The sequence below is a fragment of the Staphylococcus sp. URHA0057 genome (genome assembly GCF_000620265.1).
In the GTDB taxonomy this organism is placed as follows: Bacteria; Bacillota; Bacilli; order Staphylococcales; family Staphylococcaceae; genus Staphylococcus; species Staphylococcus pasteuri.
In genome coordinates, this window is sequence record NZ_JHVS01000001.1 from 235013 (window position 1) to 259637 (window position 24625).

Here is a 24625-nt window from a genome sequence, read left to right on the forward strand (position 1 = left end):
TATTAATTTTAAAAATTACTCATTCATCTATAGTTTTAATTGAGTCTTCATCAGTCAATTCTTTCATTTCGTTTTCTTGTTTCTTTTCGACCGAATATTCTTCGATATCTATATTTAAAAAATCAAATAGTTCTTCTTTTGTCATCTCACCATCTAACCTTAATATAGGCTTCTTCATATAATCAGCTCATTTTGAATTTTGTTTTGAAAATCATTGTTCTTTTTCTTTCTCTTTTTTTATCTATCTTAATTTCGTTGTCCAAAATTTCACGTAATTCTTTCATTATTATATTTCCATCTAGTTATGTAAAAACTATTTAAACACCTTTGAATACTGAAATTTTATAAAAATATTATATTATAAATATATAATAACTACAATAGTTATTTTTTTAGTTGTGGTATTCAATTACAATTTCTAAAGTTAATTGGATACTAAAATGTCATCAGCACGTTTTGGACAATAAAAAATAACCTTCACATTGGAAGGTTAAAAAAGAGTATAAAAATAGCACCACTTTCTCTTTATTTGTGCAGAAAGGGTGCTATGCAGAAATTATATTTATATCTTCAATCTCGGATTCATCAATATCATATAATAAATCACCCACTGCTAAGTGGATAGAATTCTCGCCACTTTCATTGTCTAAGTGGTCATCAAAATTAGTAACTTTTCCCATAAGTCGTTGTCCATCAGTAAAATCTATCACTACTTTTTTACCAATATATGTCCACAATTTCAATTTTTATCTTCCTTTCCATTTGGAATAATGTGGCTCCCAGTTTTTGAATAATGTACTGTGCCACATTGAGTATTTATAAATTTTCCATCAATATAATCTTTCCCTATAATTTTGCCAAAATCAATTATTTCTTTATTTTTCCATTTACCTTGCCTATTAGTTACTAATTTTCCACTACCAAATTTTTGCAGTATCAATTCATTTAATTCATCATTTTTTAAAATTATATAACTTGGTATTAAATTCCTGTTCCGCAAATTTTTTAACTTATATTCATCATATAATTTATGACCTAACAAATGTCTATTTTGTTTCTCTGGGTTTAGTTCTACTTTTATTTTACCATTACTTATCATTTCAAGCATTTCTTTTTTAGCTTTTTCTTGTAATTTTTCTCTTTCAGATACTTTGTCTTCTACTTGATACTTACCTTTACGTTCTTTAAAGAATTTCTCTCTCCAGTTACCTACTTTTGGTATAGTAGTACTTCTACACCATGGATGCATTGGAGGGGCATTCACACCAGGAACCATATCTTTAACTTTAAATGTTTTACCATTTAATGAGTGACATACTTTAGATGTTTTCCCATCTAATTTAGCTACATAATCGTATTCACCTTCTTCACCTAAATCTTTAAGATATGCTATCTTCTGTGATTCAGATTGTACCCGTGCTGATTCAGTGACTAACAATCTACTGGCATTATAAGAAGTAGTATTGAATTGCTTTTTAAATTCAGTAACAAATTCATTTGGATGTCGACCTCGAATGACGACATGACTTGTTACTCGTTCAACTTCCTTTTGAACAAGTTCCATATCATTCCATAATCTCGTTGACCATTTGACACCTTTAAAATTACTATTCACGACTGCTTTCACTTCAGTGTCATCAATTTGAACATGTTCACCTAGAATATGTGCTTGTCTCTTTACTTCTCTATTAACTGCGTCACTTAACTTATCTTCAATTTTATTTTGAAGATCTAAACTAGAATCTTTCACAATCAAATCTAGCTGCTGCTTTAATAGTTTTTCTCTAGAAACTTTCATCGTTAAGTTGTATTGTTTGAGCGATTGATTTGCCTCATCACTAAAGTCTTTACACTCAACAAATTGTTTCGCTTTGTTACTAAACGCTAATACATCAAAGCTATCAGCCATTTTCTTAACTTCTTGAATACTTAATCCAGTATCTTTAGCATATTTTGCATAAAAGGCTAATAATTCTTTTGTAATTTCGGCATACATCAATAGAATGATACGTTCAATTTCAATGATTGCTTGTGCATCGACTAAAGATTCAGCGTCCATAACGTTTTTAGCACGTTCTAGCCAATATTTGGAAATTAAAAAAGACGCATCATCGGATGACACGTCTAGTTAAATCTTTAGTTTAGATATTTAATTAATAGAATGATACTAACAACCACAAGTGATCCAACTAAGAAATCTAATTTTTCTTTTTTTGTAGTTTTTCGTACTTTTACAGTTACTTTCACAATCTTCACCTAAATACAAACGCTATTATTCGTCTCCCTTTCTATTTATTTTAAAAATTTTTCTAATACTTTTGATACTTATAAACTCTATTCGGCATTTCAAATATATACACATTAAATAGTGCTTTCACTTTCCTCAATCAAATATACACCATTTTAATATAACAATAATTTTATGAATTTAATAACCAGATATTTCACTATTTATTAGTATTTACATTATTTTTTAATACACCATTTTATCTACTTCCATTCTTTTTATCAAGATAATAAAAATGGATCTTTCTGCCAACAAAAAGCAATAATAGAAAGCATAAAGTACATAAAGATAAATAAATTTGAATTGTCACAATTGAAAACCTCTGAAAAATATTATAATATAATTGTGTAAGGAGGAGCCTTATGGCTCCGATAATCATTAAGCTTATATTTTAGGCTTCCGATCCAAGTAACCGAGATGCCATAGTCTAAGCTCTTTTATTACTCCTGGAGTAATCAGTGCTACCCACACTGGATATTCTAGGAGTTTTATTATGATATCGGTCAAGGCTTTTCACCCCCTAACACAATAGCGTTGTAAGTCATCTCTATTTCTTACTAATATAATTTTACTACATACTAATTCAGCAATAAAGTTTTATTATACTTTTTAATTTAATGAAAATTATATTGTACGCTCTTTATATACTCCTTATTTATCTCTTACTGATAACACAATTAAGTCTCCGCTATCTATTTATTAAAATGATTTGTATATTTCATTTAAAAATTAAGTAACTCTTATGTGAAAAGCCACACTATAAATTAAATTTTTTCAAAGTTCTTTATAATGTATGACTTACATTAATTTCCTTTTGTAGAACTGCATAAAAATGATACTTCCCAAAATCTACCTTTCACTTCAAAATATTTCCATATTTTAAAGATAAATAACTGTTTGAGTTATAGCAAAATTAATCCTTTACATTGTAGTTGTCCAAAAGTTGCCCAGTTATCAATTTTATCGTTAAATTTCTTATATTAGTTGCCCAGTTTTAATTAAAAAAGAGCTAAAGCAAAAATGCTCTAGCCCTTGATATAACAATATTCCCCAATATTGTTTAGCGCTTTAGTATTGTTTCATGTACTGATCTCTTTCCCATTCAGATACTTGGGTTCTATAGTAATCCCATTCAATTGATTTTGAATTAAGGAATTGGTTATAGATATGATTACCTAAAGCTTTTTTGATTGTTGGATTTTCACGCATAGCTTTTAACGCAGTGTATAGTGTTGAAGGTAAGTCTTCAATACCTACAGCTTCACGTTCTTCGCGATTCATTTCGTAAATATTTTGGTTTACTGGTTTAGGAACTTCTAATTTGTTTTTAATACCGTCTAGTCCAGCTTCTAAGATTGCTGCTAATGCCATGTATGGGTTAGCTGCTGGGTCTACTGAACGTACTTCAACACGAGTAGATAAACCTCTTGAAGATGGTACACGTACTAATGGTGAACGGTTTTTACCACTCCATGCAATGTAACATGGTGCTTCGTAACCTGGAACTAAACGTTTGTATGAGTTTACTAATGGGTTACAAACTGCAGTGAATCCACGTGCATTTTTAAGAATACCAGCTGTAAATTGGTAAGCTGTATCTGTTAATTCCATTTCGCCATTTGGATCATAGAATGCATTTTCTTTACCTTTGAATAATGATACGTTAAAGTGCATTCCGCTTCCGTTTACACCGAATAATGGTTTTGGCATAAATGTCGCATGTAAGTTATGTTTACGAGCGATTGTTTTAACAACTAATTTAAATGTTTGGATATTATCACATGCTGTTATCGCATCTGCATATTTAAAGTCAATTTCATGTTGTCCAGGTGCAACCTCATGGTGACTTGCTTCGATATCAAAGCCCATGTCCTCTAATTCAAGAACGATATCACGACGACAGTTTTCACCTAAGTCTGTTGGTGCTAAGTCGAAGTAACCACCATCATCATTTAATTCTAATGTTGGTTCGCCTTTTTCATCTAATTTGAATAAGAAGAATTCTGGTTCAGGTCCTAAGTTGAAATCTGTGTAACCTAAATCTTCCATTTCTCTCAATACACGTTTTAAGTTATTACGTGGGTCACCTTCAAATGGTGTACCATCTGTTTTGTATACGTCACAGATTAAACGTGCAACTTTACCTTGACCAGCTGTCCATGGGAAGATTACCCATGTATCTAAGTCAGGTTGTAAGTACATGTCAGATTCTTCGATACGTACGAAACCTTCGATAGATGATCCATCGAACATCATTTCGTTATCTAATACTTTCTCTAATTGGCTTACTGGTACTTCAACATTTTTAATTGTTCCTAATATATCTGTGAATTGTAATCTTAAATATCTTACGTTCTCTTCTTCAGCAAACTTACGAATATCATCTTTTGTAAAACTACGTTTAGGCATACTTAAAATCCTCCAAATTTTATTTTATAAATCGGGATAAATCTCCTCGATTTATTGGCAAAGTTTCGCCATGTGGTTTTTGAGTTGCATCTACAATCATTCTTTTTCTAGTTTCTTGTTCGTCTGATGTTAAGTGATTTTGTTGATTATGAATAATTTGTTTAATACCTTTAATATTAAATCCTTTTTCAATTAAAGATTTAATTTCTAATAATCTTTCCAAATCATTCAGCGAAAATAATCTCTTATTTCCTTCAGTTCTTGCCGGCATAACTAGTTCATGTGTTTCATAGTAACGAATTTGTCTTGGACTTAATTCCGTTAATTGACTAACAACACTCATGGAGAATACGGCCATATTTCGTCTGATTGAATCATTAGACATCAATAACCTCTCCTCCACTTTTGAACTTGTACTTAATTTAGCATAGTTTAACTCATATTACAAAAATATGTTAGGTTTTCTGACATATGCTCTCAAAATACTGATTTTATTGCATTTTCCAACCCTAAAAGTATCTCTTTTTAACCAAATACCCTATATTCCGAAAAATAAATTTAAAATTTTCTGATAAAATAAGAAAAATCTCGAAGTTTTAAATTACTCCGAGATTATCTCAATGTTACACAAGCCCTTGTTCTTTTAATTGTTTGACTGCTCGTGTGACTGCTAGTTTAACATGTTCATATGTTAATCCACCTTGAACATAAGCTTCATATGGTTCTCGTATAGGACCATCAGCAGATAATTCAATTGAAGATCCTTGTACAAACGTACCTGCTGCCATTATCACGTCATCTTCGTACCCTGGCATATAGCTTGGCTCAGGACTAAAGTGTGCATTAATTGGTGACGCATGTTGTATACTCTGACAAAATGATATCATCTGTTCTTTTGTATCAAATGTCACTGTTTGTATTAAATCAGTACGTTTAACATTATATTTTGGTGATGTTGTCATATTTAATTTTTCTAATAATAGACTAGTAAATAAAGCACCTTTTAAACTTTGACTTACAACGTGTGGTGCTAGGAAGAAACCTTGATACATTTCTTGTAATGAATTTAAAGAGGCGCCCGCTTCTTTACCAATACCTGGGGCAGTAAGTCTATAACCGCAACGCGCTATTAAATCTTTTCTCCCTGCGATATAACCTCCAATTTTAGCTAGCCCACCACCAGGATTTTTAATTAATGAACCAGCAATTAAATCAGCGCCTACTTCGATAGGTTCTTGTTCTTCAACAAATTCACCATAACAATTATCTACAAAAATAATTACGTCAGGATATTGTTGTTTAATTGCTTCTATTGCTTCTTTTATTTCATCAACTGGAATAGATGGTCGTTGATCATAACCTTTAGAACGTTGTATTGCCACAACTTTAGTTTGTTTATTAATAGATTTCAGAACCTCTGGTATATCAATTTTACCTTCATTTAATGCAACTTCATTATATGTAACACCATGTTCTTTTAAACTTTCAATCCCGTTTCCGTTCACGCCTATAACTTCTAGTAACGTATCATAAGGACTTCCAGTGATATATAATAATTCATCACCATATTTTAAATTACTTTGTAATGCTAATGTGATTGCATGAGTACCAGAAATAATTTGTGGACGTACGATAGCATCTTCGGCTTTAAATGTTTTGGCATATATTTCTTCTAAATGATCCCTACCAAAATCATCGTACCCATAACCAGTCGTACCTAATAAGTCACTTTCTGTCGCTTTCACCGCATGAAACGCGTCTAAAACTTTTTCCTGATTAGTTAAAGCAACACGTTCAATTTCTTTAAAATATGGAGATAATGTATTTTCAACGTCTTCAATAAGACTTGTCATGTCTGTCATCTTGCTAACTTCCTTTATATTTTTTTATATCCTTTAATTTCATATGTCGCATCATTTTCATTAAATTCTAATTCACTTACTAATGTATGTTGTTTTAAGAAATATAATCGATCAGCATCCGAACTTGGTACAGTTTCTTCATAGTAAGTTAAATTATCTTTAATTTGATTAATTAATAAGTCTTTAACTTTATCTTTGTCACTATCGTAGCGACTTGATACAAATACATATGGATTGTTTGAAACTGGTAAATCCATTTGACTATCACACTGGTCTTTTTTATTAAAAATAACGGCTTGTGGAATTTGATCCATATCTAATTGTTTAATTAATTGATTAACCGTATCATATTGTGAGCGATATTCTGAATGACTAGCGTCTACCACATGTAATAATAAATCTGCACCTTTTGCTTCTTCTAACGTTGATTTAAAAGCAGCAACTAATGTAGTAGGTAACTTTTGTATAAATCCAACTGTATCAGAAATAATTAAGTTAAAGCCTTCATTGATTTGAATTTGTCTTGTTTTAGGATCTAATGTGGCGAACAATTGGTTCTTTTCATAAGTTGTTTCATTAGCTAGTACATTAAACCATGATGATTTACCAGCATTGGTATAACCTACTAAAGCAATTTGAAATACTTGATTCTGTTCACGTTTACTACGATAACGGTCTCTATGTTCTACTACCGTTTGTAATTGATGTTTAATTTCATTCATTCTAGTGCGAATATGCCGACGGTCCATCTCAAGTTTCGTTTCACCAGGACCTCTAGTTCCAATTCCACCACCAAGACGTGATAAGCTACGTCCATGTCCTTGTAATCTAGGTAATAAATAATCAAGTTGTGCGAGTTCAACTTGTAATTTACCTTCTCTACTTTTAGCTCTTAGTGCAAATATTTCAAGTATTAACTGTGTTCTATCGATAATCTTAATGCCCAAATTACCATTTAATGTTTTAGATTGAGCTGTCGTTAATTCATCATTCGTTACTACGACATCAATATCATGAAATTCTATGAAAGCTTGTATTTCTTCAATTTTCCCTTTTCCAACATAGTATTTATGGTCTACTTGTTCTCTATTTTGAGTAATTTGACCTTTTACATTTAATTGGCAAGTTTCTGATAAAGCTTCTAATTCTTCCATTGTTGATTCAAAATTAAATTGATTATCATTTTGAGCATGTACACCGATTAGTACAGCCGTTTCCAATTTTTTCTTTGTATCATGCGTTGATAGCTGTGCCATGATATACATCTCCTTTATATTTTCTTCTTAAGTATTTTATCATAGTGCCAATATAAAGACTATTCGTCCATATTATGTTAAATTGTAAGTAATTCGAAAGGGTGGTATTATGGAAAATATTTATGATTTCGTAGTAGAAAAAAATACTGGTGAAACATACAAGTTAGAAGATTATAAAGATTATGTTATGTTAATCGTTAATACTGCAAGTGAGTGTGGTTTCACACCTCAATTTGAAGGATTACAACATCTATATGAAAAATATAAAGATCAAAAATTTATTATTTTAGGATTCCCATGTAATCAATTTGGTGGGCAAGAACCTGGTTCAGGTGAAGAAGCTGCACAGAATTGTAAATTGAATTATGGTGTTACTTTCCCTATTCATCAAAAAATCGATGTTAAAGGTGATAATCAACATCCATTATTCCGTTTCTTAACAGATGCTCAACACGGTATGTTTAATGAAAAAATTAAATGGAATTTCACAAAATTTTTAATTGATCGTAATGGTAATGTGGTTAAACGTTTCTCTCCACAGAAAAAACCAGCACAATTAGAAAATGAAATTGAAAAATTACTTTAATCAGATTACTAAAATAAAATTATAAATTTAAAAGCTTCAATTAAAGTTGGTTTCGTGAGCTAAATGTTAGCTCTGCCAGCTTTAACTGAAGCTTTTTTACATGAATTAATACAAATACGATAAAGCACGCATGAGAATGATATTAGAAACAAAAATAATCCAATATTGTGCTGTTACCATTCCCACTAGTATGTAACTATTGCTACGTTCATTGAAAGTTGTGCTTTAATGCACTTCAATTATTACTTATTCTTCTGATGTTGATTCATTTTCGTCATCAATCATGAAAGTGCTGATCGCATGTTTGTAAATCAGATGTTGTTTTCCTTGAGAAACCAGACGAATTACCTGATCATCGAAATCTTCAATAGTTCCTTTCATTTGGAACCCATTTAGAAAGAAGACAGTAACTTCTGTTTTTTCTGATTTAAAGTTCTCTAGTGCTTGATCTTGGATGTTTTCGTTTGCAATCATGTTCAGTACTCCTTTTATTTATTTGGGGTGTAATCTCATCTAACATCATTTGAAGCGACATTTTCTCTCTATCTAACCAGTGAACGTTCATTTTATTTTTAAACCAAGTCAATTGACGTTTCGCATATTTTCGCGAATTTTGTTTTAACTTTTCAATGGCTGTTTCTTTATCCATGTTCCCTTTAATAACAGGTATAAGTTCTTTGTATCCAATTGCTTGCATACTTTGACTTGACTCATAACCTTGTTCAACTAAGTATTGCACTTCTTTAAATAATCCGTGGCTCAACATAATATCAACACGTTTATTTATTTTTTTATATAATGTTTCACGCGACATTTCAATCCCTAATAATAATGTATCATAATTTTCGGTGAATTGTTGAACTTTCTTGCGATAACTTAAAAGTTTTTTTGTTTTTAAATAATATTCTATCGCTCTCAATACTCTTTTTCTATTATTTGGATGTATATTCGAAGAAGATTCAGGGTCAAATGTATTTAGATAGTCATGTAATTCAATATTATTTAATTGTTCCAATTCTTTTAATTTAGTATTAACTTCATTCATTTTCTCTTCTGATACTGTTTCGTCTTCAAATTGATAGTTATAAAGTAAAGACTGAATATATAATCCTGTACCACCTGCAACGATTGGTGTTTTACCTCTATTAGTTATATCTTTAATACATGCTTCTGCTCTTTCTTTAAATGCATAAGCAGAGAATGATTCATCTGGATTTAATATATCAATTAAGTGATGTGGAATACCATCCATTTCTTCTTTAGTAACCTTAGCAGTACCGATATCCATGTGTCTGTATACTTGCATTGAATCACCGCTAATGATTTCGCCATTACATCGTTTGGCTAATTCTATACTTAATTCTGTTTTACCGGATGCTGTTGGTCCAACAATGACGATTAGAAATGGTTTATCTGTACTATTCATGCTACTCACTCACTTTATTTTTCTTTAAAATTTGTTTTTTAATCCATTCAAACATATGTTGCCAAGTTGACAAATAATCGTCTTCAAATAAAATTTCATGCCGTTTATTTTTATATAATTGTACGGTGATATGTTTAATACCCGCTTTTTTATAAATTTTACCTAATTTTTTAATTCCCTTACCATATTCACCAAAGGGGTCGTCTTTTCCTGAAATTAAAAGAATAGGCAGATTGTGATTCATTTGTTTTAACGATTTTACATTTGCAGTATCCATCATGTATTTAACGGTTTGATATATAAGTTGATTAGATACTCTGAAGCCACAATATTCATCATCAATAAATTTATTAACTTCTTCTCTTTTTGTAGAAAGCCAATCACTTTCTGTCTCAGGTTGGTCAATTTTTTTGGTGAATGATTTGTTCATTAATCGATTAACCCATCTAATACGACGACGTTTTCCAGCAACAATTGTAAGTAATTTTAACAGGATCATTGTTGGAATGCCTTTCCATTTTGGGAACATACCTGTACCAGTTAATATAAGACCATCTGCAAATTGAGGGTATTGTTTTACAAATAGTCTTGCAATGATTGAGCCCATTGAATGACCTAAAATAATGTATGGTAATTCAAAATGACTATCGTATAACGTTTCAACTATTTCGTATGCATCGGCAGCGACTTGAGACATATCATCAAAATGACCTCTTTCTTTTTCATCAATATTTTTACCATGTCCTCTGTGATTATGTCTGATAACATCATAGCCTTGTAAATTTAAAGCTTTGACTAATTCATCATAACGATCCATATGCTCAGCCATACCATGAAAAAGATGAACAATGCCTATAGTTTCATTATTTGCTTTGTCTATTTTCACTTCAATCATTGTTCCATCTTCCACTGTGATATTGAATTGACTTTGACTCACATATATACCCCCAAAATTTCTAAAGTTCATTTATATTATTTACGTTAAACAACCATATTATATTCAATATACCTTTTGATAACATTGTAATCAAATTGTATGCATAATAAATAGTTATCTACTTATAAGATGTTTATTTTGATTAAAAAAAGTTGTATTACAAAGTATAACATTTCGCATAAAAAAACTACTAGTATTGAGAGTATATCTCAATACTAGTAGTTCAACATCATGATATTTATTCTTTAACTGCAGGTTGATTATTACCTGATTGTGCTTCATCAATCGCTTTATTTACTTCTTCAGTATAAGCTTGTTTTTGAGCATCGCTATATTGAAGCATATCTGCTAAAACATCAATAACTGCATCTTTGTAGTTAAGTACATCATCAATATTAAAGTATAATTTACCAGAACGACGTACTAAGAAGTCAGTTGGTTTAAATACCATTTCTTGTTGAATACCATAAATTAATTCAACATAAATTTCTAATGGTAATTTACTGTTATGATATTGTGCTGTTTGAGCAATATTGAATAAATCGTCAACGTTAGAACCATATTTACTTGCTAAACGATAAGCAACGTCTTCGTCAATGCCAAATCCTTTAGCTGCGTCAACTTTTTGTTTAACGAAATTGTCGAAGTTTTTACTTCCGCCTACGTCACCACCAGAGATTTTTAATTCTTTAGTTGCACATGGTTTGAATGTTAAACCGTATTCTTTTTTAAGACGTTTAGCTAATAAATCTACAATTTCTAATGCCATATGACGGTATCCTGTTAACTTACCACCAGCGATAGTTAGTAATCCAGATTCACCTTCCCAAACTTCATCTTTACGAGAAATTTCTGAAGGATCTTTACCTTCTTCTAAAATTAATGGACGTACACCAGCCCAAGTTGATTCGATATCTTCATCTTTAACTTTAACTGATGGGAACATGTAATTAATAGCTTCGATTAAATAATCTCTATCTTCTTGAGTAGTTAATGGTGTAGCTTTTTCATTATCATAGAATGTATCAGTTGTACCAACATACGCTTTTCCTTCTCTAGGAATAGCAAAGATCATTCTGCCATCTTTTTCAGTATCAAAGTATACTGCTTGTTGTAATGGGAATTTAGATTGATCAATAACAACATGAACACCTTTAGTTAAACGTAATTGTTTGTTGTTTCTTGCATAGTCTCCACTTCTTACTTCATCAACCCATGGTCCTGAAGCGTTAATAACTTTTTTAGCTTTAATAGGATAAGTTTCATTATCAATCATATCAACGACTTCAATACCATTTACTTTTTTATTTGAGTCATAAGTGAAATGTTCTGATTTAGTATAGTTAATGATTTCAGCACCTTTTTCGGCAGCTTTTTTCATAACTTCGATTGTTAATCTTGCATCATCTGTGCGGTATTCAACATAATAACCGCCACCTTTTAAGCCATCTTGTTTAACTAATGGTTCTTTATTAAGCGTATCTTGTTTAGATAGCATTTTTTTACGTTCTGATTTTTTAACGCCTGCTAAAAAGTCATACATTGTTAAACCAATAGCAGTAGTAAATTTACCGAATGTACCGCCTTTATGCATTGGTAATAACATCCATTCTGGAGTTGTTACGTGTGGACCATTTTCATAAACAATGGCACGTTCTTTACCTGTTTCAGCTACAACACCTACTTGAAGTTGTTTTAAATAACGTAACCCACCATGTACTAATTTAGTAGAACGAGAACTTGTACCTTGTGCAAAGTCTTGCATTTCTACTAATGCTACTTTCATTCCACGGTTACTTGCATCAAGTGCAATCCCTGCACCTGTAATTCCGCCACCAACGATGACAACATCATATTCTTCATTTTTTAAATTTCTTTTTATGTGATCCCTTTTAAGTGTTGATAAACCCATAATTCAACGCCTCCTAATTAGTATAAAAAAAGAGAGACTTATCCCACAATTACCATTTAATTGTACGAATAAATCTCTCATGTCTCGATTTCTTTATTAACTTATTTTAAGTATAACATAAATAAGAAAATCAAGTCTATCTTATGCTTACAAATTATTAATATATTAATTCCTAGTCTTCTAGTTTAAATACTTGTGTAGCTTCTACAGCTTTTTTCCAACCTTTATATAGTTTCGCGCGTTGCTCTTCTTCCATTTTTGGTTCGAATTCTTCTTCAAGTTTCCATCTGTTAGCAATATCATCTTTGCTTTCCCAGAAGCCTACAGCTAAACCAGCTAAATAAGCAGCACCTAACGCAGTTGTCTCTTGAATTTCTGGACGTTCAACTGGTGTATCAACAATATCAGCTTGGAATTGCATGATAAAGTTATTTTTAACTGCACCACCGTCTACACGTAAGTTTTGAACTTCGATGCCTGAGTCTTTAGACATCGCTTCCATAACATCGCGTGTTTGATAACAAAGTGATTCTAATGTTGCACGGATGAAATGTTCTTTTTCAGTACCACGTGTTAAACCAAAGATAGCGCCTCTTGCTTCAGAATCCCAATAAGGTGTTCCTAAACCAACGAATGCTGGAACTACATATACACCTTCAGTTGAATCTACACGTGTAGCATAGTTTTCAGTTTGTGGCGCTGAATTAATCATTCTTAATCCATCACGTAACCACTGAATTGCTGAACCGGAAACAAAGATTGATCCTTCTAAAGCATAATTTACTTTACCGTCAAGACCGTATGCAATTGTAGTTAATAAACCACTGTCAGATTTTACCGCTTCTTCACCAGTGTTCATTAACATGAAACCACCAGTACCATAAGTGTTTTTCACATCTCCACGATCAAAGCATGCTTGACCGAATAAAGCAGCTTGTTGGTCACCTGCGATACCAGCAATTGGTACATTTTGACCAAAGAAGTGATAATCCACTGTATGTGCATATACCTCACTAGAAGGTTTAACTTCAGGTAACATGTTTTCGGGAACTTCTAGAATATCTAATAATTCTTTATCCCATTTTAATTCATGGATATTAAACATTAATGTACGACTAGCATTAGTATAGTCAGTAATATGCGCTTCTCTACCTGATAACTTCCATACTAACCAAGAATCAATTGTGCCGAACAGTAAATCACCGTTATTAGCTTTTTCTCTTGCACCCTCAACATTATCTAAAATCCATTTTACTTTTGTACCAGCAAAATACGGATCTAATAAAAGACCAGTTTTATCACGGAATAAATCTTCATGACCTTGTTCTTTTAAATCATGACAAATACTTTGAGTTTGACGAGATTGCCATACAATAGCATGGTAAATTGGACGGCCAGTATTTTTATCCCATACAACTGTTGTTTCACGTTGGTTTGTAATACCTATACCTTCAATTTGCTCAGCTCTTACATCTTGTTCATTCATGACTTCTGCCATTACAGATAATACAGATGTCCAAATTTCATTAGCATCATGTTCTACCCAACCAGATTGTGGAAAATGTTGTTTGAATTCTCGTTGTGCTACACCTTTGATTTCTCCGTCTTTATTAAATAAAATCGCTCTTGAACTAGTTGTTCCCTGGTCTATTGATAAAATGTATTTTTCCATAATTATTTGACTCCTTTTGATGTCATAAATATAGATAAAAGATGATTAATACTAATCATTTATATTTTATATTCACGAATCATGTTTATATTCTATGCTTATTTTCTAAAATTAATTCTAACGATGCTACTTAAGTTCTCTTTTAATAGATAGATTCGATGTCATTGCTTTTAGACGCTCTATTTAAAACTACACCTAATACTAATGTTATGATAACTAAAATAATGCCCACTGCACAACTTACATTAAATGTTTGTTTGTAAAATACTTCGTATATGACAGCACCTAACATACCACCAGCGATTGGTCCAAGTACAGGTACGATAGCATATGACCAATTTGAACCACCTTTACCAGCGATTGGTAAAATCGCATGAGCGATACGAGGTCCTAAGTCACGTGCTGGGTTAATAGCATAACCTGTTGTTCCGCCTAAACTTAAACCAATTGCGACAATTAAAGCCCCAACAATTAATGGGTTTAATCCATCAGCAATTTTATTAACACCAATAAATAATATACCTAAAGTTAATGCAGTTGTACCAATGATTTCACTCATAAAGTTAGCAAAATAGTTTTTGATTGCAGGTGCAGTTGAGAATACACCTAACTTAGTGGCTTGATCTTCTGTTGCTTTCCAATGTGGTAAATACATTAACCAAACTAGTGCACCACCTACAATACCACCAAGCATTTGACAAATGATGTATCCAGGCACTTGCGCCCAACTAAATCCTCCATCCATAGCTAACGCAATTGTAACGGCTGGATTCAAATGTGCTCCTGAGAATTTACCAACTGCGAATGCGCCCATGGCAACGGCTAGTCCCCATCCTGTAGCGATAACAATCCAGTCAGCGTTATTACCTGCACTACGTTTTAAATTAACGTTAGCACAAACGCCACCACCGAAAAGTATGAGGATGGCTGTACCTAAGAACTCTGCTAAATAAGCATTCATATAATTATTCCTCCCAAAATAGATAGGGAGACCCCTACAAAGCGATAAAGCTGTAGAAATCTCCCCTTCTCTGTTCTAATATTAACTTTTAATAACTTGTTTATATATTACAATTACGTTGTAAGCGTTGTCAATGATTTTGTTGAAAATTTGTCAAAAATATCAAACTTATATTCAATAAAATTGACCAAACATTTATAAAAAATAGAGGGATTAATAGATCATTATTTCACCATTAATCCCTCTACTTATTCTTTATAAGTTTTTATTTACCATAATTTTTGATTACTAGTCGTAATATATTTAGCGCCATTTTTAATAGCTTCATCTACTTCAGAAACATCACTAATTAATCCACCAGCAATTACAGCTGTATCGGTTTCTTCTTGAATACATCTTACTGCTTTATGAGCAATACCTGGAAGTACTTCGACAAAATCTGGTTGAACCTTTTGAATTAATTCAATACTTCTACTTAAAGCTTGGCTATCAATAATAAATACTCTAAAGATAGTTAAAGTATTGAGCGATTTCGCTTTTTTAATGACTTTCGTTTTAGTAGATACGATACCTTTAGGCTTATATTGTTGTATAATATATTCACATGAATATTCATCATGACTAAGACCTTTTATTAAATCAATATGGATATAACATTCAATTCCATTATTTTTTAATAAGTCTAAAATGCTTTTTAGATGACCTATATGCATGTCTAACAATACACATGATTTATATTCCGTTTTAATGAGGTTATCTAAATCTTTCATATTTCTAATTGCTGGGAGTATATTTTCTTTCAAAGCATTGCTCCTCTCTACATGACACGTTTAAATAATTTTTCTAATTCGTAATTTGAAAAGTTAATAATAATTGGACGTCCATGCGGACAAGTAAATGGATCTTCCATTTCACGCAGTTGATCAATTAAATCTGCCATTTCGTTATTTTTTAAATAATGATTAGCTTTAATTGATTTTTTACATGACATCATAATCGCTGCATCTTCACGCATTTTTTTAACATCTATTTTTTTATTTTCTAAAACTAATTCAATCATATCTTTAATAATTTCTTCCGCTTCTGCTTTTGGAAACCACACTGGATAACTATTAACAATATAATCATGACCTCCAAAATGTTCAAGATGTACACCGACTCTATCTAGTTCTTCTTTATATTGGTCTATAATCAATTGTTCATCCTTAGAAAAATGGAAAGTCATTGGTATCAATAAGTTTTGTACTTCATTTGATACTTCTCCAATTTTATCTCTAAAATATTCGTATTTAATACGCTCTTGTGCAGCATGCTGGTCAATCATAAACATACCATTTTCATTTTGAGCTATGATATATGTTCCATGAACTTGTCCAACAACTTCCATATAAGGTACACGACGTCTCGTTGAAGCACTTATAGCACCTTTAATGTCTTGATTATCTTTAACTTCATCATCTAATTCAAATGTATTATCGTTATTATCTAATTCGTTTAAAATTTCTTTTTGATTTTCGAAGTAATTATCATCATTATCACGGTTAATATTATTAGAGGAATTAAATGATTCACTTTCATCATTTTCTTGTACATTGGATGAAAGGCTTTGGCTTGTTTCTTCGTTATACCGTTGTTCATTTGTGGCATGATCTGATTTATTTTCAGAGTCATTCATACCGTTATGATTATTTGCTTCTTCTTTTTGTCTACGTTCAAAGTCTAACTTTTGTTGTTCAAAACTATTTAACACTTTGTTTTTCTTAGAATGTTGGTCTAAATCATTTTTAGGTATTAAAATTTTATCTTTAAATGCTTCTTGAATTTTTTCAACAATTAATTTGTATAATTGTTCTTCCTTAGATAATCTGACTTCAAGTTTAGTAGGATGAACATTAACATCTACTAGTATGGGATCCATTTGGATATTGATGTAGCAAATAGGGTATCGACCAATTGTTAATAATGTATGATAACCTTCAACAATTGCTTTATTTAAAACAAAGTTTTTGATATATCTACCATTGATAAAAATAGAAATATAATGTTTATTACTTCTTGAATGCTCAGGTCTAGCAACATAACCTTCAAGATGATAATCGCTTGTATCACCAGTGATATGTACTAAATCTTTTGCTACTTTCATTCCATATATTTCTGCCATAACTTCATTTGTTTTACCAGAACCATTAGTTTTTAAAAGTGTTTTACCATCAGAAACTAATGAAATTCTTATATCAGGATGACTCATTGCCATTCTATTAACAATATCTGTAATTTTGCCTAGTTCTGTATATAAACTTTTAATATATTTTAACCGAGCTGGCGTATTATAGAATAATGACTCAACAAGTATATCTGTCCCTTTTTTAGCTTTAGCTGGTTTTTGATCTTTAATCAAACCATTTTCAGCATATATTTCATGACCACTTTCATTATCTGTACATGTACGTAAAGTCACTTTGGATACTGAAGAAATACTCGCTAATGCTTCTCCACGAAATCCTAATGTTCTAATATGGAATAAATCATCATCTGCATCTAATTTACTAGTAGCATGTCTGTGAAACACCAGACTTAAATCATCTTGTTCAATACCAGTTCCATTATCTACAACACGTATTGAAGCTATACCTGATTGTTCCACTTCTATATTAATTTCGGTTGACTTGGCATCAATAGCATTTTCTAATAATTCTTTTACAACCGAACTGGGTCTTTCGACTACTTCGCCAGCTGCAATTTTGTTAGCTAAGGAGGTTTGTAGTTCTTTAATTTTTCCCATTTACAACACCTCTATTTTAATTGATTTTGTAATTCGCTTAATTTTACTAAAGCTTCTATTGGAGTCATATTTGATAAATTTAAAGATTTGATTTGTGCTTCTACTTCGCTTTGTTGTACTTCTGCATCAAATAAATTAAATGCCGCTTGTTCAAATGAAGACGTATTTTCTTGATTATTAGTATGTTGTACTGCATCTTGTGTCTCACTATTTGAGTTTGAATCTATAGCATCATCTTTTACTTCACTTTGTACAATCATTGGTTCTGGATTATCAGACTTCTGTTCGAATTCATCTAATATAACTTGTGCTCTTTGAATCACTTTATCAGGTAGATCAGCAAGTTTTGCTACTTGAATACCATAACTGTCATCAACAGCACCATCTTTTACTTTGTGTAAGAAGATAAGTTCACCTTTATATTCATTTGCAGCAACATGAACATTTTTCAAACAAGGTAATAACTGATCTAAAGTTGTAAGTTCATGATAGTGTGTAGAGAATAGTGTCTTAGCGTGAGACGTTTGAGCAACGTATTCTATCATGGCTTGTGCGAGTGCTAAACCATCATATGTTGAAGTCCCCCTACCTATTTCATCAAAGATAATTAAACTATCTTCTGTAGCATAAGTTAATGCTTTTTGCGCTTCTAACATTTCTACCATGAACGTACTTTTACCTGATACTAAATCGTCTGCAGCACCAATTCGTGTAAATATTTGATCAAAAATTGGTAGCACTGCTGATTCACAAGGAACATAAGCACCCATTTGAGCCATAATGCTAATAATAGCGATTTGTCTCATATACGTTGATTTCCCTGACATATTAGGACCTGTAATTAAGTAAATGAATGTATCATTATCTAATTCACAATCATTTGGAACATAATCGTTATAATCCATGACACGTTCTACAACTGGATGTCTAGAGTTTTCAAGTTTTAATGTTTTGTTATCGCTAAATTGTGGTCTAACATAATTATATTTTTGAGCAATTTCCGCAAAGCTTTGTAAACAATCTAATTCTGAAATGATTTTTGCCTGCTTTTGAAGTCGTTCTGTATACGACTTAATATGTTCTCTCAATTTTACAAATAATTGATATTCTAATTCTATAGCTTTATCTTCTGCGCCTAGAATAATATCTTCTTTTTCTTTTAATTCATCAGTAATAAAACGTTCAGCATTAGATAAAGTTTGTTTACGATTATATCCAAATTCAGAAGGTTCAAATCCTTGTAAATTGGCGCGAGTAATCTCTATAAAATAACCAAACACTTTGTTAAAACTAATTTTAAGAGATTTAATACCTGTGCGTTCTCTTTCTCTTGCTTGTAATTCAGCAAGCCAAGATTTACCATTACGAGATGCTTCTAAATACTCATCTAATTGTTGATTAAAACCTGTTTTGAACAATCCGCCATCTTTAACTGAGATAGGAGGCTCTTCTACTAAGCTATTTTCAAGCACTTCTAATAAATCATCTAATGGTTCTAACTCATCAAATTGAGTTATCTTGTCGCTTTCAAGCTGACTTAATAATTGTTTGATATTAGGAATCTCACTAATTGAATGTTTTAATTGTATTAAATCACGTGCATTAACATTACCGTAACTCACTCGACCTACAAGTCTTTCAATATCGTAGACTTGATTCAAATAATTTCTTAAGGTATCACGTTCAATAAAGTGGTTAATAAACTCATCAACTATATTCAATCTCTCTTCAATTTGCTGTTTATAAATTAATGGTCGGTCTATCCACTGTTTAAGACGTCTAGCTCCCATTGGTGTTTTTGTTTCATCCATTAACCATAACAGTGTTCCTTTTTTGGATTTCAATCTTATACTTTCAGTTAATTCTAAGTTTCTTTTAGCATAGAAATCCATTTTCATGAAATCAATAGCAGCATAATGTTGCACTTCTTCTAAATGTGATAAGTCTCTTTTTTGAGTATGGTGGATGTAATCTAATAATAATTGAGTAGATTGATACATACCTTCATGTTCATTATTGTTTACGGAAAATGATTGGTTAGATATCTCCTCACGAACTGTTATCGTTTCAGTAATCATATTAATTTGTCGTTGCATGTTTTCAGATAAAGTTTCATTTACTACAATTTCATTAGGATTAATCGTTGTAATTTCATTTAGTAAAGTAGCTTCATCTTTAAAATGTGTAGCTTTTAATTCACCTGTTGAAATGTCACAATAACTTAATGCATATTCTTGCCCTTGCTTAATAAAACTTAAAATATAGTTGTTTTGCTTTTCATCAACGCCACCTTGATCCATCACTGTTCCTGGAGTTACTATTCTAACTACTTCTCTTTTAACCATACCCTTTGTCTGTTTAGGGTCTTCCATTTGTTCACAGATAGCTACTTTATAGCCATTATTAATTAATGTTTCAATGTAACTATCAGCGGAATGATAAGGTACACCGCACATCGGTATTGGGTCTTCTTTTTTGGCATCTCTTTTAGTAAGCGTGATTTCTAATACTCTTGACGCTTCTTTAGCATCTTCGAAGAACATTTCATAAAAGTCTCCGAGTCTAAAAAATAATAAACAGTCATCATATTCTGATTTAATTTTTAAATATTGTTGCATCATTGGTGTCACATTCGACATAAAGTTCTTCACAACCCTTATTTTATAGTCTTTTTATTTTTATGAATTGAATCATTTTATGTAATTTTTACGTTCTTTTAACTCATCTATTTTAACATATTGAATATATTCTAGCCTATGAAGTTAATTTGATAATTAAAAAAGTACGTACAAACATTGAACTGAGTCATTTCAGTTTCACTATGTATTGTACGTACTTAATTGCTATTTTTGAAATCTATCTAAAAGACCACGTTTTTTTAATATAATTAATAACACGTAGCTAATTGCGGCACCAATAATACTAGACACGATAAATGCAGTCATTAATGGTTTAACAAAGAAGTTTTGTAAATTAAGTATCCATGCTAATGGAATACATATTAAACTTCCAATGATGCCTGTTCCAAGAACTTCTCCAACTGCTGCCATAAATATATGTTTACGATACATGTAAAAGAGGCTAGCTAAGAATACACCTATCATACTGCCCGGAAATGCAAATACACTTCCAGTACCAAACGTAACACGTAAAATGGAAGAAATTAAAGCTTGTGCAAGTCCATACCATGGTCCTACGAACACTGCGCAAAGTACGTTTACTAGATGTTGCATAGGCGCTGCCTTGATTGGACCAAGAGGGATGACAATGATACTGCTTAAAATGACATTTATTGCTATTAATAGCGCTGTTATTGTAAGTTTTCTAATATTCAATGCATTGTCTCCTTATCCAATTTATTTGTTATGATAACTTTCATTATGTTCATTCAAACGGTTTTCCATTGTTTTAATCATCATTTGTAGAAGATAATTGGCTTCATATTGAGATGTACGAAATTCTTCAACTATTGGTAATTCATTTATTTCGTTTTCCAACTGATGAATTTGGTTCTCTGATTGATTAAATGCTGTTGATTTACCATAGTTTTGTAAGTTTACTGATTGTTTTTGTTGCTTTTTCAATCGGTTCATTTTCTTTTCAATGGTTTTATTATTGTGAATTTGTGTTTCGATTGTTTGATAGTCTTTAATTACTTCAAGATTTTTTATCTTTTGGGCAAGTTGATCAGCATTCGATAGTATGTCCTCTTTATTATACATTATTATTGCATCACCAATTCTTTTTGATGTTCTCCTACGAAAGTACCATTTAATGAATATTGTTTCGCTTCATCTATTTTAACATCAACTAATTTACCAATCATTTCTTTTGGTGCTTTAAAGTTAACAAGTTTATTTTTTTCAGTATAGCCTGCTAAAACTGTATCATCTTTTTTACTTGATCCTTCACATAAAACCGTCACAATTTCGTTCTCATACTGACTCATTGCTTTTTGTGAGTATTCTCCAACTTTTTTGTTTAAACGTTGAAGTCTCTCTTTTTTTACATCAGTTGGTACATTATCTTTCATTTTAGCTGCAGGCGTACCGTCTCTTTGAGAATATAGATATGTGTATGCATGTTCGAATCCAACTTCATCATATAAAGTTAATGTTTCTTCAAACTGTTCTTCAGTTTCATTTGGATAACCTACAATGATATCAGTCGTTAATGCGATTTGAGGAATTGCTTCTTTAATACGGTTTACTAAGTCTAAATAACTTTCTCTCGTATATTTTCTTCCCATAATTTTTAGCACAGCATTGTTTCCTGATTGTACTGGTAAATGAATATGAGGTACAATGTTTCCTCCGTTAGCAATCACTTCAATCATGCGATCTGTAAAGTCCCAAGGATGACTAGTTGTGAATCTTACTCGAGGAATATCAATTTTTGAGATATCCTCTAATAAATCACCTAATCCATAGTCAAGTCCCTCGATATCTTTTCCGTAAGAATTAACATTTTGTCCTAACAATGTAATTTCTTGATAGCCTTCTCTAGCTAATTCTCTTACTTCATCAATAATATCTTCTGGTCTACGGCTACGTTCTTTACCTCTTGTAAAAGGTACTATGCAATATGTACAGAATTTATCGCAACCATACATAATATTCACCCATGCTTTAATATGACCGTCACGAACTTTAGGAAGATTTTCAATGACATCTCCTTCTTTAGACCATACATCAACAACCATTGCTTTAGATAGATAAGCTTCTTCTAATATTTCTGGTAGTTTATGAATATTATGAGTTCCAAAAATCATATCTACATTTTGGTATGATTTTAAAATTTTATTAACAACAGATTCTTCTTGTGACATACAGCCACATACACCTATTAAACAATCTGGTCGTTCTTTCTTAAGATGTTTTAAATTACCAATTTCGCTAAATACTTTATTTTCAGCATTTTCACGAATCGCACATGTATTAATTAATATAATATCTGCTGTGTTAATATCTGATGTTGCACTATATCCTAAAGCTTCTAATATCCCCGCCATTACTTCAGTATCATGTGCATTCATTTGACAGCCATACGTTTTAATTAAAAATGAACGTCCTTTACCCATGTCTCGATATTTTTCATCAATTTGAAAGTCTCGATTATATTTTATCTCTTGTTTACCACGTTTTTTAGCTTCTTTTAAACTAGGTGGTTGATACACTTGTTCAAAATATTTACTATAATCCTTTTCTTCTTTACGATCACGTTCTGCTAAAATATTTATCGAACCAGCTTTTCTTTGCTCTTCATTCACTATTAAAAATCCTTTCTATATGCCCATATATCATTTCTACATTATATTAAATTTAACCACAAAGTGCAAAAAGCGTCTTATCAATATTTACTTCACAATGAATAAGGCTAAGACAACATTGATGCCTTAGCCTCTACTTTAGTCTATCTAATTCTAAAAGTAAGATTATTATCACAGTGATTATAAAATTGTCATAAATCTATGCTTCGTCATACTTTCCTGTTAATGTTTCAATTTCAATACCTTCTGGTACATGATAAAACTTAACTTGACTAATTATACTAGGACATTCTAATTCTACCATACGTTGGTTTAAATTTTGGATTAATATTAGACATTCATTCATATCTCCTTGTACGGATGTTTCAAGTGGTCCGACACGATAGTGCATTCCCGATTGATCTATAATCTTAATTGCTTCATCTACATAAGGAATGACGTCTTCATTATTTGGTGTTTTAGGTATAATTTGAATACTCATTAATGTATCAACCATTTAATTTAGCTCCCATCTTATCTTTATTTATAATACTAGTTTAACATTTTTATTAAGTTAATCATGTAATCCTTCAACTGCCTTTACCAAAGCATTTGCAAATGTATATAAAAATTCATCCCAATTATCTTGATCTTCTCTGCTTTTACGATTTAATTTTCCATCTTTAAAAAAATGTTTCCTTAATGCATGCGTTATTTCAAGTTGAACTCCTGCTTGTATTTGAGTTTGATTAACTATATTTTCCTTTTGTTTACCCGACATCGTATGCGGGGCATGTTGAACGTCTACTTCAATATCTTTTAATTCAGAAGTTATTAACTTAATTAACTGTTTATCTTTACCGCCTATGTAAACGATTGATTCTTGGCCTGTACAACCATGTAATGAGATTGCGCGTTGACTTTTTTGAGTTAAGTCTTGTGCTATTTCATTATCATAGTGAATTGATGTGACATGTAACTCATTATTACCATGTCGTCTATCTCCCTTAAAGGTAAAATAGTTATATTCGTTGGTTTGTGCAGTCACAAAAGCAAGCTCACTAGTTGCAGGTTCGATACCTCCACCGTGTATAGCTAATATTGTAATGTCACTGTTATTATCTTCAGTTTCAATATGCCAATCTTTATCTTCTATTGTATTTTCTTGTAATTCTTTCATAGAAATAAATTTGTCCATATACCTTCTCCTTATATGACCTTTATTATCTATTCCACAATGTACAGTATTTTAATGTATATTTACAGAAAATTTATAATTTAATTCTA

At 31.3% G+C, this 24625-nt stretch carries 23 protein-coding genes; 1 reads left to right on the forward strand and 22 read right to left on the reverse strand.

The window, feature by feature from the left end:
- Positions 1–19 precede the first annotated feature (19 nt).
- The 8 genes from N524_RS13335 to hflX all read right to left on the reverse strand — a co-directional run bounded on the left by N524_RS13335 (position 20) and on the right by hflX (position 7814).
- The gene (locus N524_RS13335) at positions 20–178 is read right to left on the reverse strand and encodes a hypothetical protein (RefSeq protein ID WP_155979877.1); all 159 of its coding nucleotides are present in this window, start codon (positions 176–178) and stop codon (positions 20–22) included.
- A 367-nt stretch (positions 179–545) separates the two neighbouring features.
- A complete protein-coding gene (locus N524_RS0101065) occupies positions 546–743 on the reverse strand; it encodes an LSM domain protein (RefSeq protein WP_029055419.1) in 198 nt (65 codons plus the stop codon).
- Positions 740–2059 carry a minor capsid protein gene (locus N524_RS0101070; protein ID WP_051522833.1) on the reverse strand — a complete coding sequence of 440 codons (1320 nt, stop codon included), beginning with the start codon at positions 2057–2059 and terminating at the stop codon, positions 740–742. The genes N524_RS0101065 and N524_RS0101070 overlap by 4 nt, the downstream gene beginning before the upstream one ends.
- A 612-nt stretch (positions 2060–2671) precedes the next feature.
- Positions 2672–2794, reverse strand: coding sequence for a hypothetical protein (locus N524_RS13635; RefSeq protein ID WP_225880629.1), 123 nt, complete (start codon positions 2792–2794; stop codon positions 2672–2674).
- Positions 2795–3355: 561 nt separating this feature from the next.
- Positions 3356–4696, reverse strand: coding sequence for a type I glutamate--ammonia ligase (glnA, locus tag N524_RS0101080; protein ID WP_029055421.1), 1341 nt, complete (start codon positions 4694–4696; stop codon positions 3356–3358).
- A 19-nt stretch (positions 4697–4715) separates the two neighbouring features.
- Complete coding sequence (locus N524_RS0101085) at positions 4716–5084, reverse strand: MerR family transcriptional regulator (RefSeq protein WP_026083534.1); 369 nt, start codon at positions 5082–5084, stop codon at positions 4716–4718.
- 235 nt (positions 5085–5319) lie between these two features.
- The gene (locus N524_RS0101090; protein ID WP_029055422.1) at positions 5320–6558 is read right to left on the reverse strand and encodes a methionine gamma-lyase family protein; all 1239 of its coding nucleotides are present in this window, start codon (positions 6556–6558) and stop codon (positions 5320–5322) included.
- Positions 6559–6572: 14 nt separating this feature from the next.
- A complete protein-coding gene (gene hflX, locus N524_RS0101095) occupies positions 6573–7814 on the reverse strand; it encodes a GTPase HflX (RefSeq protein WP_029055423.1) in 1242 nt (413 codons plus the stop codon).
- A 109-nt stretch (positions 7815–7923) separates the two neighbouring features.
- Here hflX and N524_RS0101100 point away from each other — a divergent pair, with 109 nt between their 5' ends.
- Positions 7924–8400, forward strand: coding sequence for a glutathione peroxidase (locus N524_RS0101100; RefSeq protein WP_029055424.1), 477 nt, complete (start codon positions 7924–7926; stop codon positions 8398–8400).
- Between the two features lie 246 nt (positions 8401–8646).
- On the opposite strand, the gene hfq is transcribed toward N524_RS0101100, so the two are convergent.
- The 14 genes from hfq to N524_RS0101170 form a co-directional block, all read right to left on the reverse strand.
- Entirely contained in the window at positions 8647–8874 is a 228-nt protein-coding gene (gene hfq / locus N524_RS0101105) for an RNA chaperone Hfq (protein ID WP_017638332.1), read from the reverse strand.
- The gene (miaA, locus tag N524_RS0101110; protein ID WP_029055425.1) at positions 8828–9826 is read right to left on the reverse strand and encodes a tRNA (adenosine(37)-N6)-dimethylallyltransferase MiaA; all 999 of its coding nucleotides are present in this window, start codon (positions 9824–9826) and stop codon (positions 8828–8830) included. Before miaA ends, hfq begins: the two co-directional genes overlap by 47 nt.
- 1 nt (position 9827) lies before the next feature.
- Complete coding sequence (locus tag N524_RS0101115) at positions 9828–10763, reverse strand: alpha/beta hydrolase (protein ID WP_017638333.1); 936 nt, start codon at positions 10761–10763, stop codon at positions 9828–9830.
- Positions 10764–11001: 238 nt separating this feature from the next.
- Positions 11002–12675 (reverse strand): glycerol-3-phosphate dehydrogenase/oxidase, encoded by a 1674-nt coding sequence (locus N524_RS0101120; RefSeq protein WP_029055426.1) that lies wholly within the window; start codon positions 12673–12675, stop codon positions 11002–11004.
- Positions 12676–12847: 172 nt separating this feature from the next.
- On the reverse strand, positions 12848–14347 hold the full coding sequence (gene glpK, locus N524_RS0101125) for a glycerol kinase GlpK (RefSeq protein WP_017638335.1): 1500 nt from the start codon (positions 14345–14347) through the stop codon (positions 12848–12850).
- Positions 14348–14489: 142 nt separating this feature from the next.
- Positions 14490–15308 (reverse strand): MIP/aquaporin family protein, encoded by an 819-nt coding sequence (locus tag N524_RS0101130; protein WP_017638336.1) that lies wholly within the window; start codon positions 15306–15308, stop codon positions 14490–14492.
- Positions 15309–15577: 269 nt separating this feature from the next.
- A complete protein-coding gene (locus tag N524_RS0101135) occupies positions 15578–16111 on the reverse strand; it encodes a glycerol-3-phosphate responsive antiterminator (RefSeq protein ID WP_029055427.1) in 534 nt (177 codons plus the stop codon).
- 14 nt (positions 16112–16125) lie between these two features.
- On the reverse strand, positions 16126–18090 hold the full coding sequence (gene mutL, locus N524_RS0101140) for a DNA mismatch repair endonuclease MutL (RefSeq protein ID WP_029055428.1): 1965 nt from the start codon (positions 18088–18090) through the stop codon (positions 16126–16128).
- A gap of 11 nt (positions 18091–18101) precedes the next feature.
- A complete protein-coding gene (gene mutS / locus N524_RS0101145) occupies positions 18102–20729 on the reverse strand; it encodes a DNA mismatch repair protein MutS (protein WP_026083535.1) in 2628 nt (875 codons plus the stop codon).
- Positions 20730–20933: 204 nt separating this feature from the next.
- A complete protein-coding gene (gene thiW / locus N524_RS0101150) occupies positions 20934–21425 on the reverse strand; it encodes an energy coupling factor transporter S component ThiW (protein WP_017638340.1) in 492 nt (163 codons plus the stop codon).
- Positions 21426–21446: 21 nt separating this feature from the next.
- Positions 21447–21812, reverse strand: a complete 366-nt coding sequence (locus tag N524_RS0101155; protein ID WP_017638341.1) for a RicAFT regulatory complex protein RicA family protein — start codon at positions 21810–21812, stop codon at positions 21447–21449.
- A gap of 2 nt (positions 21813–21814) precedes the next feature.
- Positions 21815–23359: a tRNA (N6-isopentenyl adenosine(37)-C2)-methylthiotransferase MiaB gene (miaB, locus tag N524_RS0101160; protein ID WP_017638342.1), complete on the reverse strand. Its 1545-nt coding sequence runs from the start codon at positions 23357–23359 to the stop codon at positions 21815–21817.
- Positions 23360–23558: 199 nt separating this feature from the next.
- On the reverse strand, positions 23559–23855 hold the full coding sequence (locus tag N524_RS0101165; RefSeq protein ID WP_017638343.1) for a thiamine-binding protein: 297 nt from the start codon (positions 23853–23855) through the stop codon (positions 23559–23561).
- 57 nt (positions 23856–23912) lie between these two features.
- On the reverse strand, positions 23913–24536 hold the full coding sequence (locus tag N524_RS0101170; RefSeq protein WP_017638344.1) for a poly-gamma-glutamate hydrolase family protein: 624 nt from the start codon (positions 24534–24536) through the stop codon (positions 23913–23915).
- Positions 24537–24625: the final 89 nt, after the last annotated feature.